Source organism: Blautia sp. BIOML-A1 (assembly GCF_009883055.1).
Classification (GTDB): Bacteria; Bacillota; Clostridia; order Lachnospirales; family Lachnospiraceae; genus Blautia_A.
This window is the reverse complement of the sequence record NZ_WWVR01000010.1, coordinates 45054-61023: the sequence shown is the minus strand read 5'-3', so window position 1 is coordinate 61023 and position 15970 is coordinate 45054. Positions and strand designations below refer to the sequence as shown.

The 15970-nt window shown below is 44.2% G+C and carries 13 protein-coding genes; all 13 read left to right on the top strand.

Going from position 1 to position 15970, the window contains the following annotated elements:
- The 13 genes from GT674_RS06560 to GT674_RS06500 are packed head-to-tail and all read left to right on the top strand — an operon-like array spanning position 1 to position 15962.
- On the top strand, positions 1 to 1188 hold the full coding sequence (locus GT674_RS06560; RefSeq protein WP_161284966.1) for an ATP-grasp domain-containing protein: 1188 nt from the start codon (positions 1 to 3) through the stop codon (positions 1186 to 1188).
- A 15-nt stretch (positions 1189 to 1203) separates the two neighbouring features.
- Positions 1204 to 1584 (top strand): EamA family transporter, encoded by a 381-nt coding sequence (locus GT674_RS06555; protein WP_161284965.1) that lies wholly within the window; start codon positions 1204 to 1206, stop codon positions 1582 to 1584.
- Entirely contained in the window at positions 1584 to 1931 is a 348-nt protein-coding gene (locus tag GT674_RS06550) for a DMT family transporter (RefSeq protein WP_161284964.1), read from the top strand. The genes GT674_RS06555 and GT674_RS06550 overlap by 1 nt, the downstream gene beginning before the upstream one ends.
- A 20-nt stretch (positions 1932 to 1951) precedes the next feature.
- Positions 1952 to 2890, top strand: coding sequence for a glycosyltransferase family 2 protein (locus GT674_RS06545; RefSeq protein WP_161284963.1), 939 nt, complete (start codon positions 1952 to 1954; stop codon positions 2888 to 2890).
- A gap of 44 nt (positions 2891 to 2934) precedes the next feature.
- Complete coding sequence (gene rffA, locus GT674_RS06540; protein ID WP_161284962.1) at positions 2935 to 4062, top strand: dTDP-4-amino-4,6-dideoxygalactose transaminase; 1128 nt, start codon at positions 2935 to 2937, stop codon at positions 4060 to 4062.
- A 14-nt stretch (positions 4063 to 4076) separates the two neighbouring features.
- On the top strand, positions 4077 to 5333 hold the full coding sequence (locus GT674_RS06535; protein ID WP_161284961.1) for a D-alanyl-D-alanine carboxypeptidase family protein: 1257 nt from the start codon (positions 4077 to 4079) through the stop codon (positions 5331 to 5333).
- Positions 5334 to 5364: 31 nt separating this feature from the next.
- Complete coding sequence (gene rfbA / locus GT674_RS06530; RefSeq protein ID WP_161284960.1) at positions 5365 to 6243, top strand: glucose-1-phosphate thymidylyltransferase RfbA; 879 nt, start codon at positions 5365 to 5367, stop codon at positions 6241 to 6243.
- A gap of 1 nt (position 6244) precedes the next feature.
- A complete protein-coding gene (gene rfbC / locus GT674_RS06525) occupies positions 6245 to 6814 on the top strand; it encodes a dTDP-4-dehydrorhamnose 3,5-epimerase (protein WP_161284959.1) in 570 nt (189 codons plus the stop codon).
- On the top strand, positions 6811 to 7617 hold the full coding sequence (locus GT674_RS06520) for an ABC transporter permease (RefSeq protein WP_161284958.1): 807 nt from the start codon (positions 6811 to 6813) through the stop codon (positions 7615 to 7617). The genes rfbC and GT674_RS06520 overlap by 4 nt, the downstream gene beginning before the upstream one ends.
- Before the next feature lie 13 nt (positions 7618 to 7630).
- Positions 7631 to 8887 (top strand): ABC transporter ATP-binding protein, encoded by a 1257-nt coding sequence (locus GT674_RS06515; protein ID WP_161284957.1) that lies wholly within the window; start codon positions 7631 to 7633, stop codon positions 8885 to 8887.
- Positions 8884 to 11067 (top strand): methyltransferase, encoded by a 2184-nt coding sequence (locus GT674_RS06510; protein ID WP_161284956.1) that lies wholly within the window; start codon positions 8884 to 8886, stop codon positions 11065 to 11067. The genes GT674_RS06515 and GT674_RS06510 overlap by 4 nt, the downstream gene beginning before the upstream one ends.
- A 10-nt stretch (positions 11068 to 11077) precedes the next feature.
- Positions 11078 to 13495 (top strand): glycosyltransferase family 2 protein, encoded by a 2418-nt coding sequence (locus tag GT674_RS06505; RefSeq protein ID WP_161284955.1) that lies wholly within the window; start codon positions 11078 to 11080, stop codon positions 13493 to 13495.
- A gap of 22 nt (positions 13496 to 13517) precedes the next feature.
- A complete protein-coding gene (locus GT674_RS06500) occupies positions 13518 to 15962 on the top strand; it encodes a glycosyltransferase family 2 protein (RefSeq protein ID WP_161284954.1) in 2445 nt (814 codons plus the stop codon).
- Positions 15963 to 15970 lie beyond the last annotated feature (8 nt).

Below are 15970 nucleotides of genomic sequence, written 5' to 3'. Positions count from 1 at the left end.
ATGCAGAAATTAATGATTCTGGGGGCAAGTTATTCTCAGCTCCCTCTTTATGAAGCCGCCAGACAGCTGGGGGTATCGACTGTAGCAGCAAGTACGCCGGGAGACTGGCCGGGGTTTGCAGTGGCTGATGAGAGTGTATATGCAGATATTACCAGTCCCGAGGCAATTCTAAAGGCAGCACAGGAAAAAGAAATTGACGGAATCGCAACCTGCTGTCTGGATGCAGGCGTTCGTGCACTGGGATATACCTGTGAACAAATGGGACTGATCGGTCCTTCAGCCAAGTCAGCAGATATCAGCAACGACAAATTCAAAATGAAGGAAGCCTTTATGGCTGGTGGTGTGCGCTGTGCGAGACATATCTGCATCCACAGTCTGGAGGAGTTAGAAGAGGCACTGGAAAAACTGGAATTTCCGGTTGTGCTTAAGGCAGTAGATCTTATGGGGAGCAGAGGAATTTTTCGCTGCAATACCCGTGAGGAGACTTTCTTCTATTATAATAAGACCATGGAAGCAACCCGGAAAGATTACTGTCTGGTTGAAGAATTTATCGAGGGGCAGGTGCTTGGATGCGAGGCTATGATACAGAACGGTCGACTTTTGTATTGCCTGCCGAATAATATTGAGGCTTTTCAGAGCTATGTGCCAACTCCGATCGGTCATTCTGTTCCATATAAGAAACAGAATGAACTGGGAAGAGAGGTGGAAGATCAGGTTAAACTGGCAATTCGTGCTGCGGGTCTTGATAATTGTCCGGTCAACTGTGATCTGATAGAAAAAAACGGGAAGATTTATGTGATCGAGATCACCGGAAGAGCCGGGGGAACCTGCCTGCCGGAGATGGTCAGCATTTACTATGGAATCAATTATTATGAAGCAATCGTTCGTCTGGCTCTCGGTATGGATGTGCAGGAGATGTTCCGTGACAAAATTTCCGGTACGGCAAATCTTTCCAGAACCTTACTTTCGGATAAAGATGGAATTGTAAAGGCAATTCACAATGCGAATAAACCGGCAGCAGACATCGTGGATCTGTCATTTAATATTGTGCCGGGAGATGAAGTCCATCACTATACAAATGGCAGAGATCGCCTGGGACAGGTGATTCTTCGCGGAGAAAGTCTTGCAGCATGTGAGAAACGTCTGGAAGAGATTTTGTCGAAAATAAACATTGAATTTACGGTATGATTGTGAGAGAATAACATGAGAAATTACATTAGTTCAAAAAAAAGTATTTTTCTGATGCTTCATATCAGCCTTCTGTTCAGTTCTCTGAGTGGAGTCTGCTCCAAAATGGCATCCCGATATACAGGAAATATCTTTTCCATAGAGTTTATTTTCTGGTTCGGGCTTGTTTTTGTAATTATGTTTGGATATGCGATCATCTGGCAGCAGATTCTCAAGAGAATGCCGCTGACAGTGGCCTATGCCAACCGACCGGTTACACTGATATGGGGAATTATATGGGGAGCATTGATTTTTGGTGAGAAGGTTACCTGGAATATGATCGCAGGTGCAGCCATCATCTTTGTCGGTATTTATCTTGTGACAGGAGAAGACAGAGAGAAAGGCGGTGAGCATTGATGAGTCGTCTGGAGATATCTGTCTGCATTTTGCTTTTTTCTGTGTTTATTTCATCCGTTTCACAGATTTTACTGAAGAAGGCAGCTGACAGAACTTACGAAAGTTCGCTGAAGGAATATTTGAATCCGCTGGTGATCGGGGCATACGGAATGTTTTTCTGTTCTGTGATCCTCACGATGCTGGCGCTGAAGTATGTACCGCTTTCCATGTCACCAATTCTGGAATCAACAGGATATATTTTTGTATCGGTGATGGGATATTTTTTCCTGAAAGAGAAATTTACCAAAAGAAAGCTTGCGGGATTTGCACTGATTCTGGCAGGCGTTATTATATTTAACAAGATATAGAGAAATGAGGGATATAGGACATGCTGGTATCCATTGTCATACCATGCTATAATTCGGAACATACCATTGGAAAAGTGGTAGAATTGGCAATAGAGGAATTTGAAAAATTAAAGGACTACGAGTGTGAATTTGTGCTGGTCAACGACTATTCCAGAGATGGAACATGGAATGCGATCCATGCACTGGCAGAAAAATACTCAAATGTCAAGGGAATCAATCTTGCGAAGAATTTTGGACAGCATAACGCGATCATGGCGGCTATGAATTATATAGAGGGTGATCTGATCATCGGAATGGACGATGATATGCAGAACCATCCGTCACAGATTCCGCTTTTTCTGGATAAGATCCGGGAGGGATATGATATTGTATTCGGTGTGTTCAAACAGAGAAAATTTTCAGCATTCAAGAATCTGACAGGAGCAGTCAGCCGTTTCTTATTGTGGCATCTTCTGGACCGTCCGAAGGATATCCAGATGAGCAGTTTCTGGTGTTGCAGACGCTATGTGAGGGATGAGATTATAAAATATGACGGATACAATATCTTTTTGCAGGTGTTGTTTTTCCGTACGACCCATAACATTGCAAATATTGAGATTGAACATTTTGAGCGAGAGGTAGGAACATCGAATTATAATTTCCGCAAGGGACTGAATCTTTTTCTTTCCTGTCTGAATTTTACAGTGATTCCTCTTCGGGTATCCACGTTTTTTGGAACATTATTCTCAGCAGCCGGATTTATCGGGGCAGTTGTGGTGCTTGTCCGTAAGCTGCTGGACCCGACAATTGCGATCGGATGGTCCTCTTTGATGTGTGCGATGCTGGTATTGTTTGGGATTACCTTCCTGATGCTTGGAATCATAGGAGAATATCTTGGAAAGCTGATGCTGAATATCAATAAGACTCCACAGTATGTGATCCGGGATAAGGAGAATATCTGTGAACGGAGTGAACAGTAACGCGAAGAACACATCAGAGAAGGAAGAGAGGTAAGATACAGAATATGATAGATTTTAACAGGCCGGCAATTGTCGGAAATGAATTAAAATATATCCAGGATGCAGTGGCACAGGGAATGCTTTGCGGAGATGGTAAATATACAAAGCTCTGCTCAGAGTGGATGAGGAAACGGTTTGATGTGAATCAGGTGTTTCTCACAACATCCTGTACACATGCACTGGAGATGGCAGCCTTCCTCAGCGATATCCAGCCGGGGGATGAGGTTATCATGCCATCCTATACCTTTGTTTCTACTGCGGATGCCTTTGTTCTTCGAGGAGCAAGGATTGTTTTTACAGATATTCGTCCGGACACTATGAACATTGATGAAAATCTGATCGAGCAGGCGATCACAGACAAAACAAAAGCAATCGTTCCTGTTCATTATGCAGGTGTGGGATGTGAGATGAACAAAATCATGGAACTGGCAGAGAAGTATGATCTCAAGGTTGTTGAGGATGCCGCACAGGGTGTGGAGGCATATTACCATGGCAGGGCACTTGGAACAATTGGAGATTTTGGCTGCTACAGCTTCCATGAGACCAAGAATTACACAATGGGCGAGGGTGGAGCCCTTGTTTTCCAGAAGAGCGAATATCAGGAAAAGGCAGAGATCCTCCGTGAAAAGGGAACAGATAGAAGTAAATTTTTCCGTGGTCAGGTAGATAAATACCGCTGGATCGATTATGGTTCTTCTTATCTGCCGAGCGAGATGAATGCCGCTTATCTTTATGCACAGCTTGAAGAATGTGAAAAAATCAATCACAAGCGTCATGAGATCTACGATTATTATCATACAAATCTCAAGAATCTTGAGGATGCGGGCAAGCTCCAGCGTCCGTTTGTGCCGGAAGGCTGTGTACACAATGCACATATGTACTACATTAAGGTCAGAGATCTGTCTGTCAGAAGCCGGTTGATCGCTTACCTTAAAGAGAATGGCATCTGTGCTGCATTTCATTATGTTCCGCTGCACAGTTCACCGGCGGGAGAGAAGTTCGGCAGATTCTGCGGCGAGGATGTTTATACGACAAAAGAGAGTGAACGTCTGGTACGGCTTCCGATGTTTTATGATCTTTCCGAAACAGATATGGAATACATTGTAGAAAAGATACAGCAGTTTGAGTTTTAGACGGAGGTAATACAATGAAAAAAAGAATATGCCAGATAGCTGCGTTGGGAAGTGCTTTGATTCTGGCGTTTTCTGCACAGGTACAGGCAGCTGCCGTTACTGCAAACGGTACTCCGGCAGCAGTCGCAACCAACAATATCCAGAGCTGGCCGGCAGGGCCACAGACCACTTCTGAGGCAGCGGTTCTGATCGATGCAGATACAGGAGCAGTTCTCTATGACAAGGGAATGAATGAATGCCGGTATCCTGCAAGTACAACGAAACTGATGACACTTCTGGTAGCAATTGAGAACAGTTCGCCGAAAGATGTCGTGACATTTACAGAGACGGGAATTCGTGATGTGACCTGGGACAGCAGTAATATCAATGCCCAGCTGGGCGAGCAGATGACGATGAAGGACTGCTGGTTTGCTGCCTATATCAAGTCCGCGAATGAGGTTTGTGCCCAGATTGCAGAATATGTCGGCGGTACAGAGGCCAATTTTGTCGATATGATGAATCAGAAAGCCAAAGAACTTGGCTGTACGCATACACATTTTGTAAATGCCAGTGGCCTGCCGGATGAAAATCATTATACCAGTGCACTTGACCTTGCAAAGATCATGAAGGCTGGTCTTAAGAATGCAAGGTTCCGGAAAGTGATTGAAAGTGTTGGCTATACAATTCCGGCAACAAACTTAAGTGAGGCAAGACCAATGCATACTCATATGCCGCTTATGGCAAAAGAATCAGATCTTTATTATGAAGGCTGCATCGGTGGAAAGACCGGTTTTGCCAATGAAGCACAGCATACTCTGGTTGTTGCGGCAGAAAGAAACGGCAGGACATACATTGCGGTGACTATGAGGACGGTTGATCTGGGAATCAACTGTACAGACAGTACAGCGTTGTTTGACTATGCGTTCAATAATTTCGATACGATTGATGTGAATGGTACAAAGATGTCTGTACCTAAGGGAGTCACGGTTAATGATCTGACGACAGAAAGCACAGACAAAAACGGCAGGACCATGAACCGTTATTATTACAATGGTCAATATGTTGGCTATGTGATGGAAGCAGATCCGACACCTGCACCAACAGAAGCACCTGTACAGGAAGAAGTAACCGAAGAAACTCCGGTAGGAGAACAGACAGAAAACGCAGTATCAGAAATACAGAATGAAACAAAAGGATTTTCCATGACATCCAAAATCCTTCTCGGAGTGATGGCCGGAATGGGAGTGCTTCTGGTCATTCTTCTGATCCTGCTTCATCGTAAAAATTATTAGAGTAGATATGTAAACAAAAGGAGGGCAATCCATGAAAGGTATTATTTTAGCAGGCGGTTCAGGAACCAGATTATATCCGCTGACCAAGGCAATTTCCAAGCAGATCATGCCGGTATATGACAAGCCGATGATCTACTATCCACTTTCCACGCTGATGCTTTCTGGCATCCGTGAGATTCTGATCATTTCCACACCGAGAGATCTTCCGGTATTCCGTGAACTTCTGGGAGATGGAAGTCAGCTGGGAATGAGATTTGAGTACGCAGTACAGGAACAGCCGCGGGGACTGGCAGATGCCTTTATCATCGGTGCTGACTTTATCGGTGATGATGCTGTAGCACTTGTTCTGGGAGACAATATTTTCTACGGACAGAGCTTTTCAAGAGTGCTTCTGAATGCATATAAACGCACAGAAGAGGAAAAGGGAGCAACTATTTTTGGATATTATGTAAGGGATCCAAGAGAATATGGTGTCGTAGAATTTGATGAAAATGGAAAGGCACTTTCCATCGAAGAAAAACCGGAGCATCCGAAGTCAAATTATGCAGTTCCGGGACTCTACTTCTATGACAATGATGTTGTAGAGATTGCCAAAAATGTAAAACCGTCTGCAAGAGGCGAGATTGAGATCACCAGCATCAACAATGAATATCTGAGAAGAGGAACTCTTAAGGTGGAGACTCTTGGACGCGGCTTTGCGTGGCTGGATACCGGAAATCATGATTCTCTTCTGGATGCAGCTGATTTTGTTGCAGCATTCCAGAAACGTCAGGGACTTTATATTTCCTGCATTGAAGAGATTGCGTACAAACGTGGATTTATCACAAAGGAGCAGCTTGTTGAGCTGGCGCAGCCACTTCTCAAGACTGCCTATGGAAAATATCTGATCGAAGTAGCGGAGGGATTATAAAATGGGTAAGATCACAGTAGAAACCTGTCATATCGAAGGACTGAAGGTTATCACACCGACCGTATTCGGAGATGAACGTGGTTATTTTATGGAAACATATAATTACAATGATTATAAGGCAGCAGGGATTGACATGGAATTTGTTCAGGACAACCAGTCCAGTTCCAGAAGAGGTGTCCTTCGCGGACTTCATTTTCAGATCAATTATCCGCAGGATAAGCTTGTACGTGTTGTGAGCGGAGAAGTTTTTGATGTTGCGGTAGATTTAAGAGAAGGTTCAGAAACTTATGGACAGTGGTACGGTGTGGTTCTGTCTGCCGAGAACAAGAAGCAGTTCTTTATTCCGAAGAATTTTGCACATGGATTTGTAGTTCTTTCTGATACTGCAGAGTTTGCTTACAAATGTACAGATTTCTATCATCCGAACGATGAGGGCGGTCTTGCTTACAATGACCCGGATATCGGTGTACAGTGGCCAATCCCGGAGGACATGGAACTGATCCTTTCCGAGAAAGATCAGAAGTGGGGAGGCCTCAAGGAATACACTGCAAACAGGAGTAAAAAGGATTGAATAAAAATACCTGGCTGCCCGGAGAAATCTACAAAAACAGAAGATTAGTCTTTTCTCTGGCAAAAAATGATTTCAAAACTAAATATGCCGGTTCCTATTTTGGAACGGTCTGGGCATTCATCCAGCCGATCGTTACGATCTGCGTATACTGGTTTGTGTTTGGGCTGGCGCTCAGAAACGGATCGGACAAAGGCGTTCCGTTTGTGCTCTGGCTGATCGCAGGTCTGATTCCATGGTTTTTCTTTCAGGAGGGACTCACAGGAGGAACAAATGCACTTCTGGAATACAATTATCTGGTCAAGAAGGTGGTGTTTAATATCCGCATTCTGCCGGTAGTCAAAGTATTCTCAGCAGTGTTTGTACATGCCTTTTTTGTTGTGATCCTGCTGGTGATCTATACCTTTATGGGCTATCCGCCGAGCCTTTATGCACTGCAGCTTATTTATTACAGCTTCTGTATTTTTATGTTGATCCTTGCACTGACTTATATGACGAGTGCGGCAGTTGTTTTCTTTCGCGATCTGAGTCAGATCATCAACATTGCCCTTCAGGTGGGAGTCTGGGTGACTCCGATCATGTGGGATTTCAATGATCTTGGACTGGGCGGGATCCTTCAGAAGATACTGAAATTGAATCCGCTGTTTTATATCGTTCAGGGATACCGGGATTCTCTTATCGGCAAGGTAGCAATCTGGGAGCATCCGGTGCTGACACTTTATTTCTGGGTGTTTACAGCGGCAGTATTTATTTTCGGAACCAGACTGTTCAAAAAACTTCAGGTACATTTTGCGGATGTACTGTAATGTGGAGAGTAGAATGAGTGAATTTGCAATTCAGGTAAAGCATCTGGATAAGATGTACAAATTATATAACAAACCCTCAGACCGTCTGAAGGAGGCACTGGGATTTAAGGTTCCGGTGCGGGAGCATTATGCACTGCGGGATGTGAGTTTTGAAGTAAAAAGAGGAGAGACTGTGGGGATTATCGGAACCAATGGTTCCGGTAAATCCACAATTCTTAAGATCATCACCGGTGTACTGAATCCAACCGGCGGCGAAGTTGTGGTAGATGGACGTATTTCTGCGCTTCTGGAACTTGGAGCCGGATTTAATATGGAATATACCGGAATTGAAAATGTCTATCTCAATGGAACCATGATGGGATTTTCCAGAGAGGAGATAGATGCACGCCTGCAGGATATTCTGGATTTTGCGGACATCGGTGATTTTGTTCATCAGCCGGTCAAGGCATATTCCAGTGGTATGTTTGTCCGTCTGGCTTTTGCCGTGGCGATCAACATTGATCCGGAGATCCTGATCGTAGATGAGGCACTTTCTGTAGGAGATGTCTTTTTTCAGGCAAAATGTTATCGTAAGTTTGAAGAATTTAAGAAGATGGGAAGGACCATCCTTTTTGTAAGTCATGATCTGAGCAGTATCGCAAGATACTGTGACAGGGTTGTACTTCTGAACAAAGGCGTGAAGCTGGAGGAAGGTTCACCGAAGCAGATGGTTGATATGTATAAGCAGCTTCTGGTGGGACAGGATCCTGCAAAACAGCAGATTCAGGAGGAAAAACCAAAGGAGAGCTGGAGCGAAGAGTTCCAGGTCAATCCGAATATGCTGGAGTATGGAAGTAAGCTTGCTGAGATCACAGACTTTGCAGTGATCGATGACAAAGGAAGGTCAACCAATACCATAGAGAAGGGAAGTACTTTCCAGATTCGCATGAAGGTTGTGTTCCATGAAGCAATCCAGGAACCGATCATGGCATATACCTTCAAGGATATTAAGGGTACGGAGATCACAGGAACCAATACCATGTTTGAAAAGATGCATATTGAGCATTCTGATGAGGGCGATACCTGTACCGTAACTTTTACGCAGAAGATGTTCCTTCAGGGCGGAGAATATCTGCTGGCATTTGGCTGTACCGGATACAGGGACGGAGAATTTACAGTTTTCCACAGACTCTATGATGCATGTAATATTACAGTTGTTTCTGAACAGAATACTGTAGGTTTTTATGATATGGACTCAAAAGTAGAGATACATTACGGAGAAGAAAAATGAGTGAAAAAATAGGACAGGTTGTGCTGGATGATACGTATTATCCGGGAAAAGATTTATATACGGACGGTGCGATCGAAGATGAGATGCTTGAGATCGCCAGAACTTATCCGGAGGAAGAATGGAATCAGGTGATCGCAGAGCGCAAAAGCTGGCCGATCCTGTATCATTTTTCACATATAAGAGAAAATATCTTAAGCTGGCTTCCGTTTACAGGAGAGGAAAACGTTCTGGAGATTGGCTCCGGCTGTGGTGCGGTAACAGGTGCTCTGTGCAAAAAAGCAAAGAAGGTGACCTGTATTGAACTGTCACGCAAAAGAAGTCTGATCAATGCCAACAGACATAAGGCTTTTGATAATCTCAAGATTCTCATGGGAAATTTCCAGGATATTGAGAAGAATCTCACAGAAAAATATGATTATATCACACTTATTGGCGTATTTGAGTATGGAGAGGCTTATATCCAGAGTGATACACCGTATGTGGATTTTCTGAAGATCATTTCCAGGCATCTCAAGCCGGATGGAAAGATCGTCCTTGCAATCGAAAACCGTTTTGGTCTGAAATACTGGGCAGGCTGTACAGAGGATCATTTTGGTACATTGTTTGAAGGACTGGAAGGCTATCCGACTACCAGCGGAGTGAAGACATTTACAAAGAAAGAGTTTGGTTCGATTCTCAAAGAAGCAGGTGGTCTCAAAGCATCCTGGTATTATCCATTCCCGGATTATAAACTTCCAATGACTATTTATTCAGATGAGCGTCTTCCGTTCAAAGGAGAACTGAACAGGCTGGAAACCAATTATGACAGACTTCGTCTGCAGCTTTTTCAGGAATCTCCGGTGTATGATTCTCTCCTGGATAACGATCTGTTCCCGACATTTTCAAATTCCTTTCTGCTTCTGATCGGAAAAGAAAAACCGGAAATTGAAACAGTATATTCTAAGTTTTCAAATGAAAGATCAGCAAAATTCGCACTTCGTACAGATATCTGTAAACATAACAAAAAAGATGTATTTGTGCGGAAAGTCCCAACAGAAACAGCGGCGGAAGCCCATGTAAAGAATCTGGAATCCATCTCCAGAGAAATGTCAAGGATCTATGCAAAAGAAGGGCTGGAACTGAATCAGTGCACGCTGGATAAACAGGGAGTACAGTTGGAATTTCTCAAAGGCAGGACACTGGAAGAACATCTGGATATCTTTGTGAAGCAGGGCAGGAACGAAGAAGCAGAGAAGCTTCTGTTCCATTATATTGATAAAGTACGCCGGATCCACAGCAGAGAGACATTTTATAAGACACCGGAATTTGTCAAAGTATTCGGAAATGTTTCACTGGAAGGTACATTTTCCTGCAGTGGAATCTCAAACATTGACCTGGTACCGGCCAATATCCTGATCGATGACGACAGGGTTTCCGTGATCGATTATGAATGGTCTTTCCGTTTCCCTGTTCCTGCTAATTATATAATTTACAGGATGATCCACTATTATCTGGAAAGCGACGGCAAACGCCGTGCACTGAAAGATCTGGATTTCTACAGCAAGGCCGGACTTACAGCGAGGGAACTGGAAGTATATGAAGAGATGGAGCACAATTTCCAGAATTATATCAAGGGCAGCCATGTTCCGCTTCTTGATATGTATGAAGATGTCTCTCCGGGAAAAGCCGATGCATTGTCATTCTATGAACAGCTTCGTATTGCGGGGGCGGAAAGAAAACTTCAGGTTTTTTATGACAGAGGTAAAGATTTCAGTGAAAATGATTCGGAGATTTATCCGATGGCAAAGGCAGGTCTTTGTCTGAAAATACGGATCCCGCAGGGAGTAAAGAGACTGCGCCTGGATCCCGGTGAGGCAATGGGCGGACTTCTTCTTAGGAAACTTGCATTTGAAGACGGCAGACCGGTTATTTTCCAGACCAACGGATTTGATATGGGAGATGGAAAATATTATTTCGGAGCAGGTGATCCGCAGTTTATCATCGATGATATTCAGGAAAATACACTGGATATTGAAATCGAGGTATTGAAAGAGCAGGAAGCCAGAGAAGAATTCTGGCGGAAATTCTCACAGGTGTCTTCACAGAAGGATATGGAGATCCGTCATCTGAACGAGAAAATCCGGCAGATGGAAAACACCAGAGTCTGGAAATTGTACCGCAGCATCAAGAAAAATAAGTAGGGGATAGAACATGGAAAATTTTTGTTTCAGCATAGATGAAGAACGTTACGATGACAGACATGGACATGTTCTGAGCCTGGATGGCTGGTATGCACATCCGGAAAGAAAAGTATATGAGTTTGAACTTCTGGGAGATGGCTATGACACTGTTGAGCTTCCGCAGATCCAGCGAAGAGAACGACCGGATGTCGCACAGGCACTTGGCTGTGAATTCGGTGATTTTCTTCCCGGATTTACAGTCCGGATTCCGGAGGTACTGAAGCTGGCAGAAAAATATCAGAGTCTGGAATTGTTTCTCCGTCATGACGAGGAACGCATCAGTATCTGGGAGATCAATGCAGAGGAGCTTGATGAGCTGATCAAGGAAAATCTGGTAGAATATCACCTGGACCGGGTAGAGATCCTTTACGATACGATGCTGGAGATCCAGGGCTGGGTTGTTGACCAGAGGGGAAGCGTGGATGTGACTGTGCATCAGGAGGACGCGTCACTTCTGGACTGCCGGATTAGCCGCGGACGCAGACCGGATGTGGTTGAACGAAGAAATCTTGATGAAGAATATAAGATGCAGGAAATTGGATTTCGCATATCAGCGGCACTTCCGGAAATCAAAGGAAGAGAGATCATTCTTCATTTCTGCGGTGATTCTGTCACAAAAACATGTAATATTGATATTGAAGCACTCCGAAAAGAAAATAAGCCGAAGGGACTCTTTGGCAGACTCTTTGGAAAAGAAAATGTGGCTGAGGGCGGTTATGAAGCGTGGCTCGCACGGCATAAAGCAGATAAGCGGGTACTCCGCAGGCAGAAGCATGCTTCTTTTGCACAGAAACCGTTGATCAGCATTGTAATTCCGCTGTACTGTACACCGCTTCCGTATCTTAAGGAGCTGATCGAATCTGTCCGCAGACAGTCTTACGAAAACTGGCAGCTGTGTCTGGCCGACGGAAGTCCGGATGATAAGGCGAAGGAGTTTCTTGAAAAACATTACGGAAGAGAAAAACGTATTGTTTATCAGAAACTGAAAGAAAACGGGGGTATTTCAGCCAATACAAATGCGGCGGCAGAACTGGCGAAGGGCGAGTATCTCATGTTCTGTGATCATGATGACACACTGGAGCCGGATGCTCTTTATGAAATCGTAAAAGCCATAAATGACACAGATGCAGATGTGGTCTACACAGATGAGGATAAGGTCAGTATGGACGGGCAGCACTATTTTGACCCGAATTTCAAGCCAGATTTTAATCTCTTTCGTCTGAGGGAAAACAATTATATCTGTCATATTTTTGTAGTCAGAAAAAGTCTGACAGATGAAACCGGAATGCTCCGTTCGGAATTTGACGGGGCACAGGATTTTGATTTTATCTTACGCTGCTGTGAAAAGGCGAAGAAGATCACACATATCCCGAAAGTGCTGTATCACTGGAGATGTCACATGGATTCCACTGCGGCAGATCCTTCCAGCAAGGCATATGCCTATGAGGCGGGAAGAAAAGCTATCCGTGAGCATTATCAGAGAATGGGAATTGATGCGAAGGTAGATATGACGGAGCGTCCGGGCTGGTACAGAAGCCATATAAAGGTTCAGGGAAATCCTATGGTATCGATCATCATTCCGAACAAGGATCATACAGATGATCTGGAACTGTGCCTTTTTTCCATGTCACGGAAATCCACCTACCGTAATTACGAGGTTCTGATCGTGGAGAATAACAGCGAGAAGGAAGAAACCTTTGAATATTATAAAAAACTTCCGGAGCGCTATCCGAAGGTAAGGGTGCTGACCTGGGAAAAAGAATTCAACTATTCTGCGATCAATAATTTTGCTGCAGAGGAAGCACAGGGTGAATACCTTCTGTTTCTGAATAATGATGTGGAAATCCTGACACCTGACTGGATCGAGGAAATGCTCCAGAACTGTCAGCAGGAAAATGTGGCGGCTGTGGGAGCAAAACTGTACTATCCGGATGATACGATCCAGCATGCGGGCGTTGTTCTGGGACTTGGCGGAATTGCAGGGCATATTATGTGCCGTGCTTCCAGAGAAGATCCGGGATATTTTGGACGTATGATCAGCGTGCAGGAGATCAGTGCAGTGACGGCAGCCTGCATGATGGTAAAAAAATCTGAATTTGATTCGGTGAAAGGTTTTGATGAAACCTTCCAGGTGGCATTTAACGATATTGATCTGTGCATGAAATTCCGTGCGTCAGGAAAGAAGATTGTTTTTACACCTTATGCAGAGCTGTATCATTATGAATCAAAATCAAGGGGACTGGAAGATACACCGGAAAAACAGTTCCGTTTTGATAAAGAGGTAAAGAGATTCCAGGAGAAATGGGCGCAGCAGCTTGAGATGGGAGACCCGTATTACAGCCCGAATCTTTCTGTGACAGAGGGGGATTGTTCCCTGAGAGAAGACTGAGAAATGAGGTTGGATATAGATTATGGCAAGAGAAATTTTTGAAGTGACCAAAGACAGGTTTCATCTTCAGGATCCGTGTTGTTACATCCTTCAGGGGACATGGCCGAAAGAGGCAAAAATGCGTGCCTGCCTGGACGGGTCAGAGGTAAAAGCGGAGATCAAGAAGCTTGAGATGGTCAGCGCACTGGAGAGATTCAAGGATCCTGACCTTATGCGGGGGGAGAGGATCACAGCTGAGATTTGTCTTCCGGAGTCGCTGGATGGATTTCAGAAACTTTCTATTTATGCGGATATGCCGGACAAAACTTTCTGCTGGTTTTCTGTTCCTGTCAAGGATCTGGAAAAGCGAAGAAATAAACCACAGTTTTTTATTGAAGAAGAGAAGGTTCAGCAGGGATTTCTCAGGGTACGTGGCTGGGCTGTTGCGGCAGAGCCGGTGAGGATCCAGATTTTTGATGAAAATAAACAGAAGATCCAGGCAGAGATCCTTCGCACGGAGCGAGTGGATGTGGAGCAGCTCTATGAAGAAACAGAGATCCATGATAAGACAGGATTCTTTGTGGAACTGACAAATCTTACCGGAAAAGTAGTTTACATCGTTTTTTATGCAGGAAATACTAAGGCTGTCCATATTGCACATCTTCAGCCGGCAGTTGTTCTCAGCAAAAAAATCGAGAAGTATGCAAAGAAGGGACTGCGTTACTGGAGAAGTCAGGGAAGTGCAGCACTTGCAGGTAAGATCGTGGCAAAAGTCAAAACGGCTTCCACAAGAGAGATTCCATATCAGAAATGGATTCTCCGACATCTTCCGAGTCAGAAAGAACTCGAAAAACAGAAGAGGGAGAAGTTTGAATTTCAGCCAAAGATTTCAATTGTAATCCCATTATACAAGACTCCCGAGAAATATCTCAGACAGCTGGTGGAGACGGTCAAAGCACAGACATATCCGAACTGGGAACTCTGTCTTTCTGACGGAAGCGGGGCAAATTCTCCGATAGCAGGACTGCTCAAAGAACTGGAAGCCTCGGATGAGAGGATCAAAGTGGTTTCTCATGAGAGAGCACTGCAGATTTCAGAGAATACAAATGCAGGAATCGAGATCGCCACAGGTGATTATATTGCTTTTGCAGACCATGATGATGAGCTTACACCGCACGCACTGTTTGAGTGTGTCAAGGCTCTGAACAAAGACAGAAAGATTCGTGTTCTGTATTCTGATGAGGATAAGATGTCTATGGATGGGCATAAATTCTTCCAGCCGCATTTTAAACCGGATTATAATCCGGATCTGCTCTGTACGGTAAATTATATCTGTCATTTGTTTGTGGTTGACAGAAAGGTCATTGACAAGGTTGGCACGCTTCGTTCAGAATTTGACGGAGCACAGGATTATGATTTTATTTTCCGCTGTATTGAGGCAGTGAATCCGTCAGAAATTTATCACATTCCCAAGATTCTGTATCACTGGAGATGCCATGAGGATTCTACAGCTGAGAATCCGGAAAGCAAAACTTACGCATTCGAGGCAGGAAAACGTGCAATTGAGGCACATTATGAGAGAACCGGCATCCATGCAGAAGTTTATCAGGGAGAATTTCTGGGACTTTACAGGACAAGATTTATTCGTGACCATGATCCGCTGATCTCCATTGTCATTCCGAACAAGGACCATATTGAGGACCTGAAACGCTGTATGGATTCTATTGATAAGAAGTCAACGTATCAGAATTATGAGTATATCATTGTGGAGAACAACAGTACAGACGAGAAGACATTTCAGTATTACAAGGAACTGGAGGCTTCCAATCCGAAAGCGCATGTGGTCTACTGGGACAGAGAGTTCAATTATTCCGCAATCAATAATTATGGTGCATCCTTTGCGAAAGGGGAATATCTGCTTCTTCTTAACAATGACACGGAGATCATCAATCCGGACTGTCTGGAGGAGCTTCTTGGCTATTGCATGAGAAGTGATGTGGGAGCGGTCGGAGCCAGAATGTATTATGAGGATGATACGATCCAGCATGCCGGTGTTGTGATCGGCTTCGGAGGAATTGCAGGTCACTGTTTTGTGCTTCAGCCAAGAGGAACTACCGGATACTGCCACAGGATCATCTGTGCGCAGGATTACAGTGCAGTGACGGCAGCCTGCATGATGGTGAAGAGAAAAGCCTTTGATAAGGTCGGCGGTCTTACAGAAGAACTTGCAGTTGCTTTTAATGATATTGACTTCTGTATGAAGCTCAGGGCAGCAGGATATCTGATCGTATACAATCCATATGCGGAATTGTACCATTATGAATCCAAGTCCAGAGGTCTTGAGGATACTCCGGAAAAGGTTGCGAGATTTAATAAAGAGATCCAGATCTTTGAGAAACGGTGGCCGGATATTCTGAGAAACGGGGATCCGTATTACAATCCGAATCTGACCCTGAAGAGTCAGGATTTTTCACTGAGACGTATATAGGAGGATTT

Bases quoted from the DNA above. Each gene is read 5' to 3' on its own strand.
- GT674_RS06515 (WP_161284957.1), top strand. From the start codon at position 7,631: ATGAGTGAATTTGCAATTCAGGTAAAGCATCTGGATAAGATGTACAAA.
- GT674_RS06550 (WP_161284964.1), top strand. From the start codon at position 1,584: ATGAGTCGTCTGGAGATATCTGTCTGCATTTTGCTTTTTTCTGTGTTT.
- GT674_RS06505 (WP_161284955.1), top strand. From the start codon at position 11,078: ATGGAAAATTTTTGTTTCAGCATAGATGAAGAACGTTACGATGACAGA.
- rffA (WP_161284962.1), top strand. From the start codon at position 2,935: ATGATAGATTTTAACAGGCCGGCAATTGTCGGAAATGAATTAAAATAT.
- GT674_RS06535 (WP_161284961.1), top strand. From the start codon at position 4,077: ATGAAAAAAAGAATATGCCAGATAGCTGCGTTGGGAAGTGCTTTGATT.
- GT674_RS06545 (WP_161284963.1), top strand. From the start codon at position 1,952: ATGCTGGTATCCATTGTCATACCATGCTATAATTCGGAACATACCATT.
- GT674_RS06500 (WP_161284954.1), top strand. From the start codon at position 13,518: ATGGCAAGAGAAATTTTTGAAGTGACCAAAGACAGGTTTCATCTTCAG.
- rfbA (WP_161284960.1), top strand. From the start codon at position 5,365: ATGAAAGGTATTATTTTAGCAGGCGGTTCAGGAACCAGATTATATCCG.
- rfbC (WP_161284959.1), top strand. From the start codon at position 6,245: ATGGGTAAGATCACAGTAGAAACCTGTCATATCGAAGGACTGAAGGTT.
- GT674_RS06555 (WP_161284965.1), top strand. From the start codon at position 1,204: ATGAGAAATTACATTAGTTCAAAAAAAAGTATTTTTCTGATGCTTCAT.
- GT674_RS06560 (WP_161284966.1), top strand. From the start codon at position 1: ATGCAGAAATTAATGATTCTGGGGGCAAGTTATTCTCAGCTCCCTCTT.
- GT674_RS06510 (WP_161284956.1), top strand. From the start codon at position 8,884: ATGAGTGAAAAAATAGGACAGGTTGTGCTGGATGATACGTATTATCCG.